The following is a 16,522-nucleotide window of genomic DNA, read 5'->3' on the forward strand; positions in this document are numbered from 1 at the left end:
GAGGTGCAGCGCCAAGGGGCCTGCGCGGGCGCGTACTTGGGCCGCAGGAGGTTGCCCTGGTGGAGCTGTGCGGCGAGTGCTTCGGGGTCCGGGGCGCCGGCGTTCCGAGCGAGGTCGGTGAACAGGGCTCGGATCCACGCCCGGCAGGCGTCGGACGCCTCTTCGATGGCGCTGCCGTGACGGCGCGCGGCAGCCGGTCGACCGGGGTGCGGACGCGAGCAGACGTTCCCAGCCGAGTTACTGACCCACGTCACCGAGTGATGCGCCCGCCCGGCGGACTGCCAGCAGCGCCGCGCCGATGTCCGCCACCGCTCGCGGATCGGACAGGGAACGGCCCGCCAGCTCCTCGACCCGGCGCAGCCGGTAGCGGACGGTGTTGGGGTGCACGAAGAGGCTCTGCGCAGCGTCCGCGGCGGAGCCGGCGGCGGCGTACCAGTGCTCCAGGGTCTCCAGGAGACGGGAACGCTCCGCGGCCGGGAGGTCGAGCAGGGGCTGGAGGGCCACCTCCACGAGGTGCGCCGCCTCGGCCGGAGCGGCGGCGACGACCATGGCCAGCGGGTTGTCGTCGAACCGTGCGACGCCGGGGCCGGTGCCCCGGAGGCCGGCCAGAGCCAGACGGGCGAAGCGCAGCGCCCGGGGGGTGTCGCGCAGCGAGTGAAAGCACGGGCTGACGCCCACGCGGGCGCCGGCGCGGCGCAGGATGCGCAGGCAGGTACTCTCCGCCGTCGCCGTGGGCAGTGCGGCCAGACCGATCTGCTGGTCGGGCAGCAGCCGCCAGGCGAAGTGGACCTGGGCCTGACGCAGCGCCGTTTCCGTCCCTGCCAGTGGCTCCTCGCCGGGAGCTTCGGCCGCCGCCACGGCGACCACGTAGGGCCCGCGGTCGGGCAGACCCAGCTCGCGGGCGGCCTCCCACAGCGTGCGGTCGGCGATGACGCCGGTGAACAGCGCCTCCACCAGTGCCGAGCGGCGTGCCTGACGCCGCGAGGTCAGCTCGGCGGTCGTCTCCCGGTAGGCCGCCGCCACCGCCTCCGCGTAGCGGCCGAACAGGGCCCAGATCTCCGCGGACTGGGACACCAGTTGGGCGTCGGTGACCTCGGGATGGGTGCGTGCCTCGGCGAGGATGTCCGTCCACAGGAGCTCGAAGCCGATCCGGTACGCGTGCAGGGTGTCCGCCAGCGGCACGCCCTGCTCGGCGCGGAGGCGGCCGGTCTCCCGGGCCGGGCTCGGGTCCTGCGCGCCCGCGCGGCCGAGCTGCTCCAGGAGCAGGTCCGCGTTGGCGGTGCACGAGCGGCGCAGCGAGTCGAAGGGGATCAGCGCCTCGTCCTTGTAGGCGTCGACGTCCGAGCGGATGCGCTGCGCCATCCGCTCGCCCAGTTCCGGCAGCCTCGCATGAAGCGCCGAGACCACTCCCGAGAGGTTCATTCCCGCAGCGTAACGCCCCTGTTTTGTTCCCGGGAACAATCCGGGAGGGTGGACGGTGTCACACCGCACATAGGCCGTCGCCGCGGACATCTGCACGATGTCGTCAACGTGAACAGCGGATTTCGACGGCGACTTTCGTGGAGGCGGTCATGGCCAATCTGGCGGAGTTCCTGGTGGAGACGGCACGGCGGCAGCCGGAACGCCCCGCGCTGCGACTGGGCGGCCAGGTCACCAGTTACGCGGAGCTCGATGAACGCAGCGCCCGCGCCGCCGCACTGCTGAGGGCCGAAGGCGTACGACCGGGAGACCGGGTCGCTCTGATGCTGCCGAACGTTCCCGAGTTCGTCGTCCTGTACTACGGCGTGCTGCGCGCCGGAGCGGTCGTCGTACCGATGAACCCGCTGCTGAAGACCCGGGAGACCGAGTACCACCTGCGTGACTCGGGCGCGCACATGCTCTTCGAGTGGTACCAGGCGCCGGGGGAGGGCGCGCAGGGCGCGGCCGCCGCCGGAGTGCGGCACAGGGCCGTCGAGCCCGCCGCCTTCGCGAGCCTGCTGGCCGGTCACGAGCCGCTGGCGGAGGTGAGCGAGCCGGGCGGCGAGGACGTGGCCGTGCTGCTGTACACCTCCGGTACCACCGGCCGCCCCAAGGGCGCCACGCTCACGCACACCGGGTTGCGGCACAACACCGAGGTCAACGCGGTCCATGTGCAGCGGATGACGGCGGAGGACGTGGTCGTGGGCTGTCTGCCGCTGTTCCACATCTTCGGCCAGATCTGCACGATGAGCGTGACCGTCCGCGCCGGTGCCTCGCTCATCCTGATCCCCCGCTTCGACCCGCAGACCGTGCTGGACGCCATCGCCCGCGACCGGGCGACGGTCTTCGAGGGCGTGCCGACCATGTACGCGGCGCTGCTCCAGCATCCGTCGGAGGCCGACGTGTCCACGCTGCGGATGTGCGTCTCCGGCGGAGCCTCGCTGCCGGTGGAGATCCTGCACGGCTTCGAGCGGCGCTTCGGCTGCGTGGTGCTGGAGGGCTTCGGCATGTCCGAGACGAGTCCGGTGGTCACCTTCAACCACCCCGACCGGCCGCGCAAGGCCGGATCCATCGGCACCCCGATCAAGGACGTGGAGGTGCGGCTCCTCGACGACAAGGGCCAGGACGTGACTCCCGGCGAGATCGGCGAACTGGCCGTCCGAGGGCCCAACGTGATGAAGGGGTACTGGAACCGCCCGGAGGAGACGGCGGCCGCCATCCCGGACGGCTGGCTGCGCAGCGGCGACCTCGCGCGCCAGGACGAGGACGGCTACCTGTACATCGTCGACCGCAAGAAGGACATGATCATCCGCGGCGGCTACAACGTCTACCCGCGCGAGATCGAGGAGGTGCTCCACGAGCACCCGGCCGTCGCGCTGGCCGCGGTGGTGGGCGTGGCCGACGCACACCTGGGCGAGGAGATCGCGGCCGCGGTGGTACTGCGCCCGAAGGCGCAGACCACACCCGACGAGCTCCGGCAGTTCGTCAAGGAGCGGGTGGCGGCGTACAAGTACCCGCGCGAGGTGTGGCTCGTGGACACCCTGCCGACCGGCCCCAGCGGCAAGATCCTCAAGAGGGAGATCAGCGCGCCGACGGGGTGACAAGAGAAATGCGGCGCCCCGCAGAGAACTTCCGCGGGGGCGCCCCTCCTCACTCGATCAGTCGCCCTCGCCCTCCGGCCCCACGAACTGCATGTCCAGATGGATCTTGACGACATCGCCGAGGAGCCCGGCCCCGAAGTCCAGCCCGAACTCGCTGCGCCGGATCTCGCCCGTCGCCTCGAACCCGGCGTGCTTCCTGTGGTCCAGCGGGTGGTCCACCACCCCGCCGAACTCGACGGCGAACGTGACCGGGCGGGTCACGTCCCCGATGGTCAGGTCCCCGGCCATCGTCCAGTCCTCGCCCTGACCGGACACCTGCGTCGAGCGGAACGTCATCGTCGGCCGCTTCTCCACGTCGAGCAGCTCGGCCGAGCGGGTGTGCGCGTCGCGGTCGGAGTTCCCGGTGTCGATGGAGGCGAGAGCGATCTCGGCGGTTACCTGTACGCCGTCGAGGGTCTCACCGACGTACAGCCCGGTCTTGAACTCGGTGAACCGGCCGCGCACCTTGGCGATCCCGAGATGGCGGATGGTGAAGTTGACCGCCGAGTGCAGGGGGTCGAGTTCCCAGTCGCCGGGGGAGAGGGGCAGTGCGGCGACGGAGGTGACGGCGGTGTTCGGGGAATTGTCATTGCTCATGGCTTCATCGTGCGAGCTCCGAGGCGAGAGAGGGAGGCCGGGCGAATGGTGGTAGTGGCAGGGCCATCCTCCGCGACGGGACGCGTTGTACGGTTCGAAAGGTGAACCACAACGAGTTGGGTACCTTCCTGCGCACCCGCCGCGAAGCCGTCACCCCCGCCGAGGTGGGCCTGCCCACGGGCCTTCGCCGCCGGACACCGGGACTGCGCCGGGCGGAGCTGGCGACCCTCGCCGGCATCAGCGTCGAGTACCTCACCCGACTCGAACAGGGCCGCGACCGCAACCCCTCGCCCAAGGTCCTCGCCGCGATCGGCGACGCCCTCCACCTGTCAACGCCGGACCGTCTCCTCCTGCACCGGCTGGTCAAGGAACACGGTGCGGACAAGGAGCTGTGCCAGACGGTCGTCGCACCGCCGGTGCGTACGGTGCGCCCCACCCTGCGGGCGCTCCTCGACCGCCTGGAGCCCACGCCTGCCGTCCTGCTCAACTGGACGGGCGACATCGTGGCCTGCACACAGGGCTACGAGCGGTACGCCGGCCCGCTCGGCCTGCTCGACGGCGACCCGCCCAACCTGGTGCGGTACCTGTTCACCGACGCCCGGGCCCGCGCGGTCTTCCCCGGATGGGACAGGCTGGCCGACGAGCAGGTGGCCCATCTGCGCCACGAGACCTCGCTGCACGAGCCTCATGTGATCGCCCTGGCCGAGGAGTTGACGGCGGCGGTCGGGGCGCCGTTCAGCGACCGGCTCGCCGCCGTGCCGGTCACGCCCAGCCGGACCGGGACCGACCTCGTCGACCACCCCGAGGCGGGCCGCCTCCGCCTGTCGTACGAGACGCTCGCCTTCCCGGACGAGGGCCGGCGCCTGGTGGTGCACATCCCAGCCGACGAGGCCACGGCCACCGCGCTCGACCGTCTCAACGGCCGCAGGCCGGGAGCACTGCGGGCGGTGAGCGGCTGACCTTCGCGGACACGCAGGTCAGAAGGACATGCCGGGTTCACCACGTATGCGTGTGGTGAACGTCTCGTGGAGCACCTGTCCGAAGAACTGTTATCCGAGACTACCGGAACGATCTCCCATGCATCGGGCAGGATCGTTCGGCGTCGAGGACAGGGAAGCTTTGATGAGCAGACAGCGCACGGTGGAGTCGGCGGCACTGGTGACCGCCGCCCGAGGGGGCGACCCCGAGGCCCAGGACGCTCTGGTCAGCGCGTACCTCCCGCTGGTCTACAACGTCGTGGGGCGGGCCCTGAACGGCTCGGTCGACGTCGACGACGTGGTGCAGGACACCATGCTCCGTGCCCTCGACGCGCTGGGAAACCTGCGTGAGCCCGAGAGTTTCCGTTCCTGGCTCGTGGCGATCGCGATGAACGAGGTCCGCAAGCACTGGCAGGAGCGGCAGTCGGCACCGGGCGCCATGGAGGAGGCCGAGGAACTCGCGGACCCCGGCGCCGACTTCGTGGACCTGACCCTGGTGCAGCTCCAGTTGTCGGGCCAGCGCCTGGAAACCGCGCGCGCCACACGCTGGCTGGAGCCGGACGATCGAGGACTGCTGTCGCTGTGGTGGCTCGAGTGCGCAGGCGAGCTGACGCGCACGGAGGTCGCCGCGGCCCTGGAGCTGTCGACCCAGCACACGGCGGTCCGGGTGCAGCGGATGAAGGCGCAGTTGGAGGCGGCCCGCGTCGTGGTGCGGGCGCTCGACGCGCAGCCGCCGTGCGAGGAACTGCGGGGGATGCTGGGCGTCTGGGACGGCCGGCCCGCCGCGCTGTGGCGCAAGCGAATAGCCCGGCACGCCCGTGGCTGCGTGCGCTGCTCCGGCCTGTGGAGCGGACTGATGCCCGCGGAGGGACTGCTGGCCGGCCTGGCGCTGATCGCGGCGGCGCCCGCGCTGCTCGAGAGAGTCTTCTCCGCCACCGGCGGGATGGCCGCGACCGGGGCGACGTCCCGGCTCGGCGCCACCGGTGGCCGCGGTGGACCGGGCGCGCGGGCCGGGCACCGTGCCGCGCGCGGTCGGGCGACCTCCCGCAGCGAGGCCCGTCGACGCCGGCGCATACGGCGCCGGGCCGTCGGCGGGGCCGTAGTGGCGGCGTGCGTGGCCGGTGGCGGCTTCTGGTACTTCGGTACGGACCCAGGGACGGGCGGCGGGGTGGAGGGAGCGACCGCCGAGCGGACCGCCGGCGCCCCTGTCGCGGATCTCTCGGAATCCAGCGCCGCAGAGACCAACTCACCGTCGGCTTCCGCATCGCCCTCGCCGTCCCCCGCGAAGTCGAAGAAGCCGAGCGCTTCCAAGACCGCACAACCCGACAAGACGAAGAGCGCGCCGACCATCCAGATGTCCGCGCAGCCCACTCCGAGTTCGGCGATCACCCCGAGGCCGCAGTCGGCGCCGACGGGCACCGTCGCGCAGGTCGTCGCGCTGGTGAACAAGGAGCGGGCGAGCGCCGGTTGCGATCCGCTCACCGAGGACGCGCAACTGGAAAAGGCAGCGCAGGCCCACTCCGACGACATGGCCGCCCGCAACTTCTTCGACCACGTCAACCCGGACGGCGCCGACCCCGGACAGCGCATCACCGCCGCGGGCTACAAGTGGTCCACGTACGGCGAGAACATCGCCCAGGGGCAGCAGACCCCGGAGGCGGTGATGGACTCCTGGATGAACAGCCCCGGCCACCGCGCCAACATCCTCAACTGCGCCTTCAAGGACATCGGCGTGGGCATCCACAAGGGCTCGGGCGGCCCGTGGTGGACACAGGACTTCGGCGCCAAGCAGTGACCGAGTTCCCGACCTCCGCTACGAGGCAGCGCACGGCGTCCAGGGCCTGGCCGCGGCTGTAGGGATGCTCCGCCATCAGGCACGCCACAAGGTTGGGATCGCCGCGGGCCACGACGTGTGTGCTGTACCGAACGCCTGTGGCCGTGCATGCGCTGCTCGGCAGCCAGGCCCGCGCCCGGGCGCATCAGGTCGATGAGTTACCCGCACGCCGCAAGACACCTCAACGCGCCCCAGAGCCCGGCCACTTCGGAACAGCCGCTCACCGCACCGGGAAGCCGAACGAATACCCCTGCTGCTTCAGCCACGGCAGAATCTCGCGCAGGGCGGCCACCGTCTCGGAGCGGTCTCCGCCGGCGTCGTGGAAGAGGATCGTCGGGCCGTTGGACAGCTCGTTCTTGACGGTGGTGATGATGGCCTCGGTGCCGGGGCGCTCGAAGTCCTTGGAGTCGACGTTCCAGCCCAGCGGACGCATCCCGTGGGAGGCGGCGAGGTGCCGGCTGTAGGGGGTGAAGGCACCGCCGGGGGCCCGGTAGTACATCGGCCGGACGCCCCCCGAGGCCTTCGTGATCATGGCTTCGGCGTTCAGGATCTCCTGCGACTGGTAGGAGTTGGGCTTCTTGTCCATGGTGGTGTCGTGGGACACCGTGTGGTCGCACAGCCGGTGCCCGGCCGCCACCACCGCCTTGACCAGGTCCGGGTGGGCCTGGGCCTGCGTGCCCACCATGCAGAAGGTGGCCTTGACGCCGTTCTCCTTCAGCAGCTGCAGTACCTGCGGCGTCCAGGTTGGGTCCGGGCCGTCGTCGATGGTGATGTTGACACCCCGGGCGCCCTTGTCCGAGGCGTGGACGATGCTCGCCGACACCGGCTTCGGGGCGGCAGGACGCGCCGCGGCACCCGAGTGCTGCCCGCCGACGGCACCGGCCTGCGCGGTCCACACGGAAGTACCGGCTGCCAACGCCGTCACCCCGACCGCCGCCGCGAATACCCGGCCGTACCATCCCCGCCCGCCATGCCGCGCCATGTCTGCCCTGTTCCTTGTCATTCTGATGGTTTCCGTGCACCTCTCAGGACGGCGAAAGGGCGTCGGGGGATCCGCCTGTTACCGATCACGGACAATTCCGCGGGGGTTTGGAGACGCATGAGCATCCGCGCGAGGTGCTCGGGGCTGCGGCGGGCCTCGCACGGGTGCACGATTCGGCCACCATGAGGGCCACAAAAGGTCAGTTCCTGGCCTGGATTGGACAAAGGGCTCGTGCGGAAGCCGTCTCGTTGCAGCGGCAACTTCCTAGGCTGGGGCGGAAGAGGGGCGCCTGAGAATCGAGAATGGTGCCTCTCGAGCGTCGCTGCACTGCGGGAGGACGCCATGGCCGTGAGGAAGCTGCCGTCCAGCATCACCGTGCTGTCCTGCATGCCGGTGGTGGTGATGGCGACGGTGACGGTCGGGGACGTGGTCGTCGGAGCCGGCCTGGGATTCCTGCCGTTGATCTCGCTCGGGCCGGCCTTCGCCGGACTGGTCGGCGGCTGGCGCCGTACCGCTGCGATCGGCGCCGCTGCGCTCCTGCTGTGCGTTGCGCTCGGCCTGTACGACGGGCTGTTCCAAGAGCGCCGGGGCTTCACGGCGATGGTCTCCGTGGTGGGCGTCACGGGCGTGGGCATCGCCGCGGCCGTGATGCGATCGCGCCGGGAGGCGGAGCTGGCGAGTGTGCGGTCGATCGCGGAGGTAGCGCAGCGGGTGCTGCTGAGGCCGGTGCCGCTCACCGCGGGCCCGCTGCAGGCGGCGGTGTCGTACACCTCGGCCGTCGCGGAGGCACGCATCGGCGGCGACCTGTACGAGGTGGTCGCCTCGCCGTACGGCGTGCGGATCATCGTCGGCGATGTGCAGGGCAAGGGACTGGCCGCGGTGGAGACGGCCGCCGTGGTGCTCGGCGCGTTCCGGGAGGCCGCGCACGAGGAACCGGACCTGGTCGATCTCGGTGAGCGCCTGGAGCGCAGCGTGTCCCGCGAGTTGGACGACGAGAAGTTCGTCACCGCGATCCTGGTCGAGATCGCCTCGGACTACGAGGCCGTCCTCCTGAGCTACGGCCATCCGGCCCCGATGCTCGTCCGGCGCGGCGGCGACGCCGAGTTCCCCCAGCCGGCTTCCTTCGCGCTCCCGCTCGGCCTGGGCGCGCATCGCGGTGAGAGCCCGAAGCCGTACCGTGCGGACTTCGTGCCCGGCGAGCAACTGCTGCTGTACACCGACGGCGTGACCGAGGCCCGCGACGCACACGGCACGTTCTACCCGCTGGCCGACCGGGCGCATCTGCTCCAGGACCCGGACGCGCACGGTGCGTTGGAGGCACTGCGCGAGGACCTCGTACGGCACGTCGGCGGGCCGCCCCACGACGATGCGGCGATGCTCCTGCTGCGCTACCACAGCCACGCGGAACGAAAGTCCTGACGAGGGTGGCGCGGCGCCGGTCACTCGACCGCGGTGTTCGGACGACACCGGCGATGTGCTCGGTGAGCCGGTCCCGTTCCTGCGTCAGCCGCTTCAGGTGCGGTGCCGGAGTGGTCTCCAAGGCAACCACGGGCGCTGATCCGGTACTTCCTTCGCAAGCCGTCCAATCGACAGGAGGCGCAGGGTGACCGCCCCGACGAGTCGGACTACAGCGAGGACGGCCTGCCGAAGGGGCAACCGGGGCCGCCGACTTGGCGGAACTGCCGGCCCGTACCAGCGGGGCGTTGGTGGCGAGACGAAACACCTCGGCGCCCCGACCTGTGGCCGGGGCGCCGAGGGGCGTTCGGCCTACTTGTTGAACGCTCCGTTGTTGCAGCCCATGTCCGAGCCGAGGGAGGTCTCCTGCGCGCCCGAGTTGCCCTCGCCGTTGAGGCCGTTGCCCAGCAGGCCGTTGATCAGCCCGACCGAGCCGAGGACGTCGAGGTTGAGGTCGTGCGACCGGCAGGTGGTGCTCTGCAGGACGTCGACGCCCCCACCGCCCTGACGCCCGTCGGCGTGGGCGGCGCCGACCGTCAGGAACCCGACGCTCCCGAGGGCGGCGACCAGGACGGCAGCCTTGCGAAGCTTGTGCATGTCATCTCCGGTGGAGTGAAGAGGTGAAGTGGATGCGATCCGTGATCGATCGACTCCTTACTGCCACGGGAGATTAGTGCGAAATGTCCTGGACTGTACGGCGACGCGCCATGGTTCGTGATCTAGAACCGGGAGCGCCCAGAGGCGCGCGCCGCTGTATCGCCGGGCCTGCCGGGCTGATCATGTGACGAACGGCGGGTGGGTACGGCTCGTGCCGTGGCCACCGAAGTCCAGACGTCGGAACGGGTGTTGGCCTGATCGCCGCACGCAACTGGCGCAAGGCTTATGCGCTTTCGCCCGCGGCCTTGCGGCGGGAGCGGTACGCGGCGACGGTCGTCCGGCTGGCGCAGGTGTTGGAGCAGAAGCGGCGGGTGCGGTTGCGGGAGTCGTCGACGTAGAAGCGCCCGCAGGCGGCGGCGTGGCAACGGCCGATCGTCACGGCCGGGTCGCCGCACACGACGTGCGCAAGGGCGGCGCCGCAGCTGCGTCCGAGCCAGGTCACGGCGTCCTCGCCGTTGGGGGCGAAGTGCAGATGCGGAGTGCCCTCGCCGTCGTGGTCGTCGACGCGGATCAGCGGTGGGTGTTGTTCCAGCAGCGCGTTGATCGGGTCGATCGGCCCGCCCTGGGCGGCGGCTTGCACCGCGTCCCGCAGTCCGGGCAGGAGCGTGGCGAGTCGCTCGGCATCGGGTTCGGCGATCCGGTGCTGGCGGAACATCTCCCGGCGCAGCTCGCTCGGTTCGTCACCGTTGGCGCTCTCGACCGCGAGCTTGACCAGATTCCCGATGTAGTCGCCGTAATTCACTTGACCACCTACCTCTCCCGCCTGAAGTGTAGGCGGTATGACTGCTGATGCCACCTACACGATGGACGGCCGACTCGCCGTCGCGCGCATGCTGCACCGCACGGGCCGGTGGGACGAGGCGCTCGCCCTGCTGCCGGCGGACGCGCTCGCCCAGCGGGCCGAGATCCTCGTCGACCGCTACTGGTGGCGGCTGGACGGCGCCGCGGCGGCCGAGGAGGCGGTCGGCGCGCTGGTGCCGTCCGACCCGGTGCTCGCCGGATACCTCGATGCACAAGTCCGTTACACACGGCTGCTGTTCGGCCTGGACCCACTCACCGAAGACCTGCCCCGCGCCCGCGAGGACTTCACAGCCGCCGCGACTGACGCACGGCTCGCCGGCTGGGCCACCTTCTGGCTGGGCGTGCTCGCCGACAACATCGACCGTGATCCCGGCACGGCGCAACCGGCGTACGAGCAGGCCCTGGAGCAGGCCGTGCAGCAAGGTGACGTACTGCTGGAGTCATACGCCGTACGCCACATCGGCGCGCACCTCCTGGAGCTGGACCGGCAACGGGGCATCGCCCAACTGCGCCGCTCCTACCACCTGCGGGCATCCCTCGGCGCCCGTCCGCAGACGGCAGCCGCGGCCCTCACTCTCGCCGGCGAACTGCGCCCTGGCCCCGAAGCCGACCAACTCCGTGAGGCAGCCGGTCTGACCGCCCGTGAGCTTCAACTGACCTGGCTGCTACGCGCCCTCTGACGACGTCGGTGAGGAAGTGGCGGACACCGATGGCGACTTGACGGAACGTCAGAGAGGCTGGTGCCCTGCCCTGGTTCCTTCAGCCGGAGGGCTGGTCGCCCGGCAGCGGCTGCTCGAACCACACCACCTTGCCCGTGCTCACCCTCGTCGCGCCCCAGCGCTGTGACAGCTGGTCGACGAGGAACAGGCCTCGGCCGCCCTCGTCACTCAGTTGGGCGTGACGCATTCTCGGGACCAGCGGCGAGTCGTCGCCGACCTCGCAGCGCAGTACGTCCGTGCGGAGCAGGCGCAGGGTGATCGGGCGGGAGGCGAAACGCACGGCGTTGGCCACCACCTCGCTGACCATGAGCTCGGCGGATTCGACCAGGGAGTCGAGGCCCCAGTTGTGGAGTGTTCTGCGGGTGAGTCGGCGGGCGCGTCCCGCGGTCTGCGGGCGAGGAGCCAGGTACCAGTAGGCGACGGTCTCCGGCAGGATGCCCTCGAAGCGGGCGGCGAGCAGTGCGATGTCGTCGTCGCGGTCGCCGGTCCCCAGGGTGCCGAGTGCCTCGTCGCACAGGTCTTGCAGAGGAGGGGGAGAGGATCTCGCGGCGGCTGTGTGCAGGCGGGTGCGCAGGCGTTCCACCCCGGTCAGGACGTCCGAGTCGCGGGATTCGACCAGGCCGTCGGTGTACAGCAGCAGGGTCGCTCCGGCCGGTGCGTGCATCTCGTGGGACTCGAATCCATCCCCACCGCCGACGCCGATCGGCGGGCCGGGCGGGACCTGGAGGACCTCCGTGCGGCCGTCGGGGTGCAGCAGTACGGGCGGCAGGTGGCCGGCATTGGACACCAGCAGCCGGCGCAGTACGGGGTCGTACATGGCGTACAGGCAGGTGGCCGTGTGCTCGCTGCCCAGGCGCTCCGCCTGCTCGTCGAGGTGGTGCAGGACCTCGTCCGGCGGCAGGTCGAGCCCGGCCAGGGTCTGCACGATGGTGCGCAACTGGCCCATGATCGCGGCCGAGGTCATGGAGTGGCCCATCACGTCGCCGATGACCAGGGCGACGCGGTTGCCGGGCAGCGGGATCGCGTCGTACCAGTCGCCGCCGACCTGCGCGGTCCGGGAGGACGGCAGATAGCGGCTGGCCAGCAGGACGCCCGTCGGCTCGGGCAGCGACGGCGGGAGCATCGTGCGCTGCAGCGTGTCCGCGACGGATGCCTCGCGGGCGTAGAGCACCGCCTTGTCGATGCCGAGAGCGGTGTGTGTGGCGAGCTGGGAGGCGACGAGCAGGTCGTCGGCGGTGAAGTCCGGGCGGCCGGGGCCGCGGACGAGGAGCACGCTGCCCATGGCGTGGCTGTGGCCGTGCAGCGGGGCGAGGATCAGCCGCCGTCCGGGCGGCAGCGCGCCGGGAGCGTGTGCCGTCTCCAACAGCTCGGCGACCATGGAAGGGATGCCCGGGGTGTCCCCGAACACCGGGCGCCCGGTTCGCAGGAGGTCGGTGAGCGGACCGGTGGCGGCCGGGTGTACGACCTCTGCCGCCCGGACGGTGGCAAGGGCGGGCGGCTCGGATCCGCGCGTGGCGTCCTCCCGGGGCGGTGCGCGGTCCGTGGTGTGCAGGCGCAGGACGCCGGGGGAGGCGTCGGCGGTCTCGTCGGCGACCGGAAGCGGATCGTACAGATGGATGAACGCCGTATCGGCGAATGCCGGGACGGCCGCCCGGCACAGTTCGTGGAGCGTCTCGTCGAGGTTCATGCCGCGGGCGATCTGCCGGGTCGCCGCATCGAGGTAGCGGAGCCGGTCGGTCTGCGGCTCGGCGAGGTCAGGCCGGTCGCCCCTCGGATGTCCGGCGGCGTCCGCGGCCGGAAGGAGCCTCGCCGTGCCGCCCTCGGTCGAGTCGAGGGCGGCACGACCACGCACGCCGGACGCCTGCGTGCCGGTGCCTGGTTTGGCTCCGGGGTGCTTGGTCACGCGTGTCCTTCCGGCCGTGCGGGCCCGCGCCGGGCGGGCGGATCAGGGGGTGTCAGTCCTGCCGTCTGCAGCGCAGGAAGATCTGCACCTCCGGTGGGACGTCCGCGGTCGCGGGAGCGTACGTGAACGAGGACTCCTCGGCGATCTCGAAGCCCGCCGCCTCCACGACCTCCCGCAGCTCGTCCCTCAGATAGCCAGAGACCCGGATGGTGTTGCCGATGAACGGGATCGAGAAGTCGTCCACGTCCGCCTCCACCATCGACAGCGCGAACAGACCGCCAGGAAGCAGCAGGTGGTGGACGGTGCGCAGCGCCAGGGGAATCTCGGCGCGCGGCAGCATGAGCAGCGAGAAGAAGGCCGTCACCGCGTCGAAGCGGCCGAGGTCCAGCGGGCCTCCGGGCCGCAGATCCGCGATGTCCGCCCGCCGGAAGTCGCCGGCCGGTACATTCTGGCGGGCAAGCGCGACCATCCCGGCCGACAGGTCGACGCCGACGACCTGGGAGCCCGCCTCCACCATTTGGCGCGCGGTCGGGAGCCCGCTGCCGCACCCCAGGTCCAGCACCCGGGAGTCGGCCGGGAGGGACTTGATGAGCCACTCGGCGGCCGCGATCTGCCCTTCCTTGTGCGGGAAGGCCTCGTCGTAGCGGTCGCCGATGGCGTCGAAGGCCTCGGCCTGGCCGGTGCGGTCGAGCCGTATGCTCCCGTAGCCGAGCTTGTCGGCAGGGCTGCTCACGAAGCTTCTCCTTTGATGCCGTATCTGTAATTTTTTCACAGTTATACAGACTCGGGTGTGACCTGCGCAGCCGATCGTGGCCGACCGTGCGAGCGGCTGTCAGCCGCAGGGGCCGGTGAAGACGTCCACCTGGTTGTTGCTGCTGCTCGCCACCACCAGGTCCTGAGTGCCGTCGCCCGTCAGATCCGCGGCCGCGGCCTCGTAGGCGCAGGCGGCCGTCAGTCCGGTGAGCTCGCTCAGGCCGCCTCCCGACGTGCCCTGGAAGACGGAGACGGAGTTCCCGTTGAGGGAGGACACGAGTACGTCGATCACATCGTCGGGGGTGTTGGAGCCGTTGCTGACGGTGGCCAGGTCGGGCCGGCCGTCGCCGTCGAAGTCGCCGTGCGTGATGGAGTACAGGCGGGCGACGCTGGAGTACTCCGTGACCTCGCCGAATGTGCCGTCGCCGTTGCCGAGCGCCACGCTGACACCGCCCGCGGTGGCGACGTCGGCGGTGGCGATGTCCGGGTTGCCGTCGGCGTCGAAGTCGGCGATCACGGACTGGTACGGCTTGTCACCCACCGTGTACGTGGTGGCGTCGCCGAAAGTGCCGTCGCCGTTGCCCAGCAGCACGGACACCGCGCCGGCGTCGTTGTCGGCCTTGACGACGTCCGCGTTCCCGTCGCCGTCGAGATCGCCGGTCACCACGTGCCGGGGGTTGTCACCGACCGCGGCGGCGGTGTCCGACTGGGTGAAGACGATGCCGGACGAGCAGTCGGCGGCCTTCGCCGTGAGCGGCCCGACCGCCGACGCCATGGCCACGACGCTTGCACCGAGCGCTAACGCGCCGGCGGTACCGACGGCCAGAATTCGCCGGGTCCTGCGGAAGGGCGGCGGAGCGGAGGGGCGGCGGGCGTAGGCAGGCCGCGTGCGAGTGGTGTCAGCGCTCCCGGCGCACCGCCCCGGCCACGGCTCCGGCGGTGATTGGACAGCCCGAAGGACGCTCCTCGGACCAAGGTTCGGCCTACACCGCCGACTTGGCCTCGCCCTGCCACTTCGCAGAGAGCCTCTTTGCCATGGTCACGGGAACGTAGGGGGTTCGCCCGTGAGCCACGTGTCACGGGACCGCGATTTCGCCCAGCGCCCGACCTGAGAGCTCGGCGCCCAGTCCTGACTGTCCGTAGGGAATGATGGGCGACCGTGCCGCCTGATCACATGACCGGGCACGAGCAACGTGCCGGAGCAGGCCGAGCCAGCCATGCGGGAGCGTGTGCGCGGGCCGGCCTGTTCGCCGTGCTCGGCACCGTGCTCGCAACCTTCGGGCACCACGCGGTCGCCGAAGTCACGGTGCCGTGGCGGCAGTTGGCCGCGTTGATCGCGGTGCAGTTCGCGGCGGTCTGGCCGCTCGCTCGCCGCCGTTACGCGCCGGTCGCGACGGTCATGGTCACGCTGGCCATGCAGGGCTTGCTGCATCTCGCGCTGTCCTGCACGGACGGCGACACCTCGATGGGGATGCCACAGCACGCCGGGCACATGACTGCTGCCACCGAGGACGGTCATGCCTGGCATCAAGCCGGAGCGGCAATGACGACGGTGCACACGGCCGCCGCGCTGGTGGTGGCCTGGCTGCTGCACCGGGCGGACGTACGGATGACGGCCGCGCTCGGCACGCTGCGCACGCTGGCCCGGGCCGCCTCGGCCGTCGTGGCTCAGGTCCTGCCGCGGTCGATGGCCGACCCGGATCGCGCGTTGCCCCGGCTACCCGACGGTCGTACGGGAGGGTTCTTCGCGGGGGCGGCACAGGCGCGGGAGGGGGTGTTGGAGCACGCGGTGGTGCGCAGGGGACCACCGCGACGGGAGCACCTTCCGATTCTTCACCGGCCCCGGCACGTACGGGGCCGGATTCTCCCGTATCTGCAAGGAGTTCCCCTGTGTCCATGCCCACCCACCCCCTGGCCCGTGTCGGCCGCCGTATAGCTTTCGCCGGTGCCGCCGCCCTGACGGCCACGCTCGCCCTCGCCGCACCGGCCGCCGCACACGCGGAGGTCGAGGCCGACCGTCCCCAGGCCCTCGCCGAGAACGTCACCCTGAGCTTCGTCTCCGAGGCCGAGTCCGACTCGGCCGGTTTCACCAAGCTCCGCATCGTGCTGCCCGAGGGCATCGCAGCCGCCGACGTGACGCTCGACGAGGCGCCGAAGGGCTGGAAGCTGACGGCCACCAGCGACGGCTACAGCCTCGGCGGACCCGCTTTGAAGACCGGCGTCGACGCCGAGCACAAGATCAAGGTCCGGCAGCTGCCGGACGAGAAGGAACTGGTCTTCAAGACCGTCGAGACGTACAGCGACGGAGAAGTCTCCCGCTGGATCGAACTGCCCACCGGCGGCAAGGAACCCGAGCAGCCCGCGCCGGTCCTGAAGCTGAAGGCCGCGGCCCCGGGTGCCAAGACGGTCGGTCCCAGCCCGAGCGGGAGCACGACGCTCAGCCCGACGCCGTCGGCCACCGAGTCGGAGGCCGCGGCCGCGGCCGCAGCCTCCGACACCGACGCCAAGACCGCAGAGTCGGACGACAACAGCTCGACCGGCGTCATCATCGGTGTCGTCCTCGCAGGGCTGGCGGTGCTCGGTGGCGGTGCGTGGTGGCTCGTGCAGCGGCGCAACGCGTCGTCGCAGAGTTGACGTTCACCGCCGTCGCCCCGCGGCAGCACCGCCCCGGGGCGACGGTCCGCCCAATGCCGTGAACGCTCTTCGGCCCGTCGGCGTCACAGTGGTGACCGCTACCGAGGGAGCC

Annotated in this window: 15 protein-coding genes; 7 read left to right on the forward strand and 8 right to left on the reverse strand. The window is 71.2% G+C overall.

What is annotated here, in order from left to right:
• Positions 1-237: 237 nt before the first annotated feature.
• Positions 238-1,407, reverse strand: a complete 1,170-nt coding sequence (locus ACFY1L_RS51485) for a PucR family transcriptional regulator (protein WP_388842402.1) — start codon at positions 1,405-1,407, stop codon at positions 238-240.
• Between the two features lie 164 nt (positions 1,408-1,571).
• Here ACFY1L_RS51485 and ACFY1L_RS51490 point away from each other — a divergent pair, with 164 nt between their 5' ends.
• Positions 1,572-3,059, forward strand: coding sequence for a long-chain fatty acid--CoA ligase (locus ACFY1L_RS51490; RefSeq protein WP_388842260.1), 1,488 nt, complete (start codon positions 1,572-1,574; stop codon positions 3,057-3,059).
• 57 nt (positions 3,060-3,116) lie between these two features.
• On the opposite strand, the gene ACFY1L_RS51495 is transcribed toward ACFY1L_RS51490, so the two are convergent.
• Positions 3,117-3,695, reverse strand: coding sequence for a YceI family protein (locus tag ACFY1L_RS51495; RefSeq protein WP_388842262.1), 579 nt, complete (start codon positions 3,693-3,695; stop codon positions 3,117-3,119).
• Positions 3,696-3,796: 101 nt separating this feature from the next.
• Here ACFY1L_RS51495 and ACFY1L_RS51500 point away from each other — a divergent pair, with 101 nt between their 5' ends.
• Positions 3,797-4,654, forward strand: coding sequence for a helix-turn-helix domain-containing protein (locus ACFY1L_RS51500; RefSeq protein WP_388842264.1), 858 nt, complete (start codon positions 3,797-3,799; stop codon positions 4,652-4,654).
• Positions 4,655-4,817: 163 nt separating this feature from the next.
• Positions 4,818-6,467 (forward strand): sigma-70 family RNA polymerase sigma factor, encoded by a 1,650-nt coding sequence (locus ACFY1L_RS51505; RefSeq protein ID WP_388842266.1) that lies wholly within the window; start codon positions 4,818-4,820, stop codon positions 6,465-6,467.
• A 259-nt stretch (positions 6,468-6,726) separates the two neighbouring features.
• Here ACFY1L_RS51505 and ACFY1L_RS51510 read toward each other — a convergent pair whose 3' ends face one another.
• Positions 6,727-7,488 carry a polysaccharide deacetylase family protein gene (locus ACFY1L_RS51510; RefSeq protein ID WP_388842268.1) on the reverse strand — a complete coding sequence of 254 codons (762 nt, stop codon included), beginning with the start codon at positions 7,486-7,488 and terminating at the stop codon, positions 6,727-6,729.
• 342 nt (positions 7,489-7,830) lie between these two features.
• Between ACFY1L_RS51510 and ACFY1L_RS51515 the strand changes: the two genes are divergently transcribed.
• Positions 7,831-8,907 carry a PP2C family protein-serine/threonine phosphatase gene (locus ACFY1L_RS51515; protein WP_388842270.1) on the forward strand — a complete coding sequence of 359 codons (1,077 nt, stop codon included), beginning with the start codon at positions 7,831-7,833 and terminating at the stop codon, positions 8,905-8,907.
• Positions 8,908-9,255: 348 nt separating this feature from the next.
• On the opposite strand, the gene ACFY1L_RS51520 is transcribed toward ACFY1L_RS51515, so the two are convergent.
• Both ACFY1L_RS51520 and ACFY1L_RS51525 read right to left on the reverse strand, forming a co-directional pair.
• Entirely contained in the window at positions 9,256-9,540 is a 285-nt protein-coding gene (locus tag ACFY1L_RS51520) for a hypothetical protein (RefSeq protein ID WP_388842271.1), read from the reverse strand.
• 283 nt (positions 9,541-9,823) lie between these two features.
• Positions 9,824-10,342, reverse strand: coding sequence for a CGNR zinc finger domain-containing protein (locus ACFY1L_RS51525; RefSeq protein ID WP_388842273.1), 519 nt, complete (start codon positions 10,340-10,342; stop codon positions 9,824-9,826).
• A gap of 37 nt (positions 10,343-10,379) precedes the next feature.
• Between ACFY1L_RS51525 and ACFY1L_RS51530 the strand changes: the two genes are divergently transcribed.
• Entirely contained in the window at positions 10,380-11,081 is a 702-nt protein-coding gene (locus ACFY1L_RS51530; protein WP_388842275.1) for a hypothetical protein, read from the forward strand.
• 79 nt (positions 11,082-11,160) lie between these two features.
• Here ACFY1L_RS51530 and ACFY1L_RS51535 read toward each other — a convergent pair whose 3' ends face one another.
• The 3 genes from ACFY1L_RS51535 to ACFY1L_RS51545 all read right to left on the reverse strand — a co-directional run bounded on the left by ACFY1L_RS51535 (position 11,161) and on the right by ACFY1L_RS51545 (position 14,551).
• A complete protein-coding gene (locus ACFY1L_RS51535) occupies positions 11,161-13,023 on the reverse strand; it encodes a SpoIIE family protein phosphatase (RefSeq protein ID WP_388842277.1) in 1,863 nt (620 codons plus the stop codon).
• A gap of 52 nt (positions 13,024-13,075) precedes the next feature.
• Complete coding sequence (locus ACFY1L_RS51540; RefSeq protein ID WP_388842279.1) at positions 13,076-13,756, reverse strand: class I SAM-dependent DNA methyltransferase; 681 nt, start codon at positions 13,754-13,756, stop codon at positions 13,076-13,078.
• Positions 13,757-13,855: 99 nt separating this feature from the next.
• Positions 13,856-14,551 (reverse strand): FG-GAP repeat domain-containing protein, encoded by a 696-nt coding sequence (locus ACFY1L_RS51545; RefSeq protein WP_388842281.1) that lies wholly within the window; start codon positions 14,549-14,551, stop codon positions 13,856-13,858.
• A 399-nt stretch (positions 14,552-14,950) separates the two neighbouring features.
• Between ACFY1L_RS51545 and ACFY1L_RS51550 the strand changes: the two genes are divergently transcribed.
• Together ACFY1L_RS51550 and ACFY1L_RS51555 are read left to right on the forward strand one after the other, a co-directional pair.
• Positions 14,951-15,712, forward strand: coding sequence for a hypothetical protein (locus ACFY1L_RS51550; protein ID WP_388842283.1), 762 nt, complete (start codon positions 14,951-14,953; stop codon positions 15,710-15,712).
• A complete protein-coding gene (locus tag ACFY1L_RS51555; RefSeq protein WP_388842285.1) occupies positions 15,673-16,410 on the forward strand; it encodes a DUF1775 domain-containing protein in 738 nt (245 codons plus the stop codon). The genes ACFY1L_RS51550 and ACFY1L_RS51555 overlap by 40 nt, the downstream gene beginning before the upstream one ends.
• Positions 16,411-16,522 lie beyond the last annotated feature (112 nt).

It is taken from the genome of Streptomyces sp. NPDC001663 (assembly GCF_042893105.1).
Taxonomy (GTDB): Bacteria; Actinomycetota; Actinomycetes; order Streptomycetales; family Streptomycetaceae; genus Streptomyces.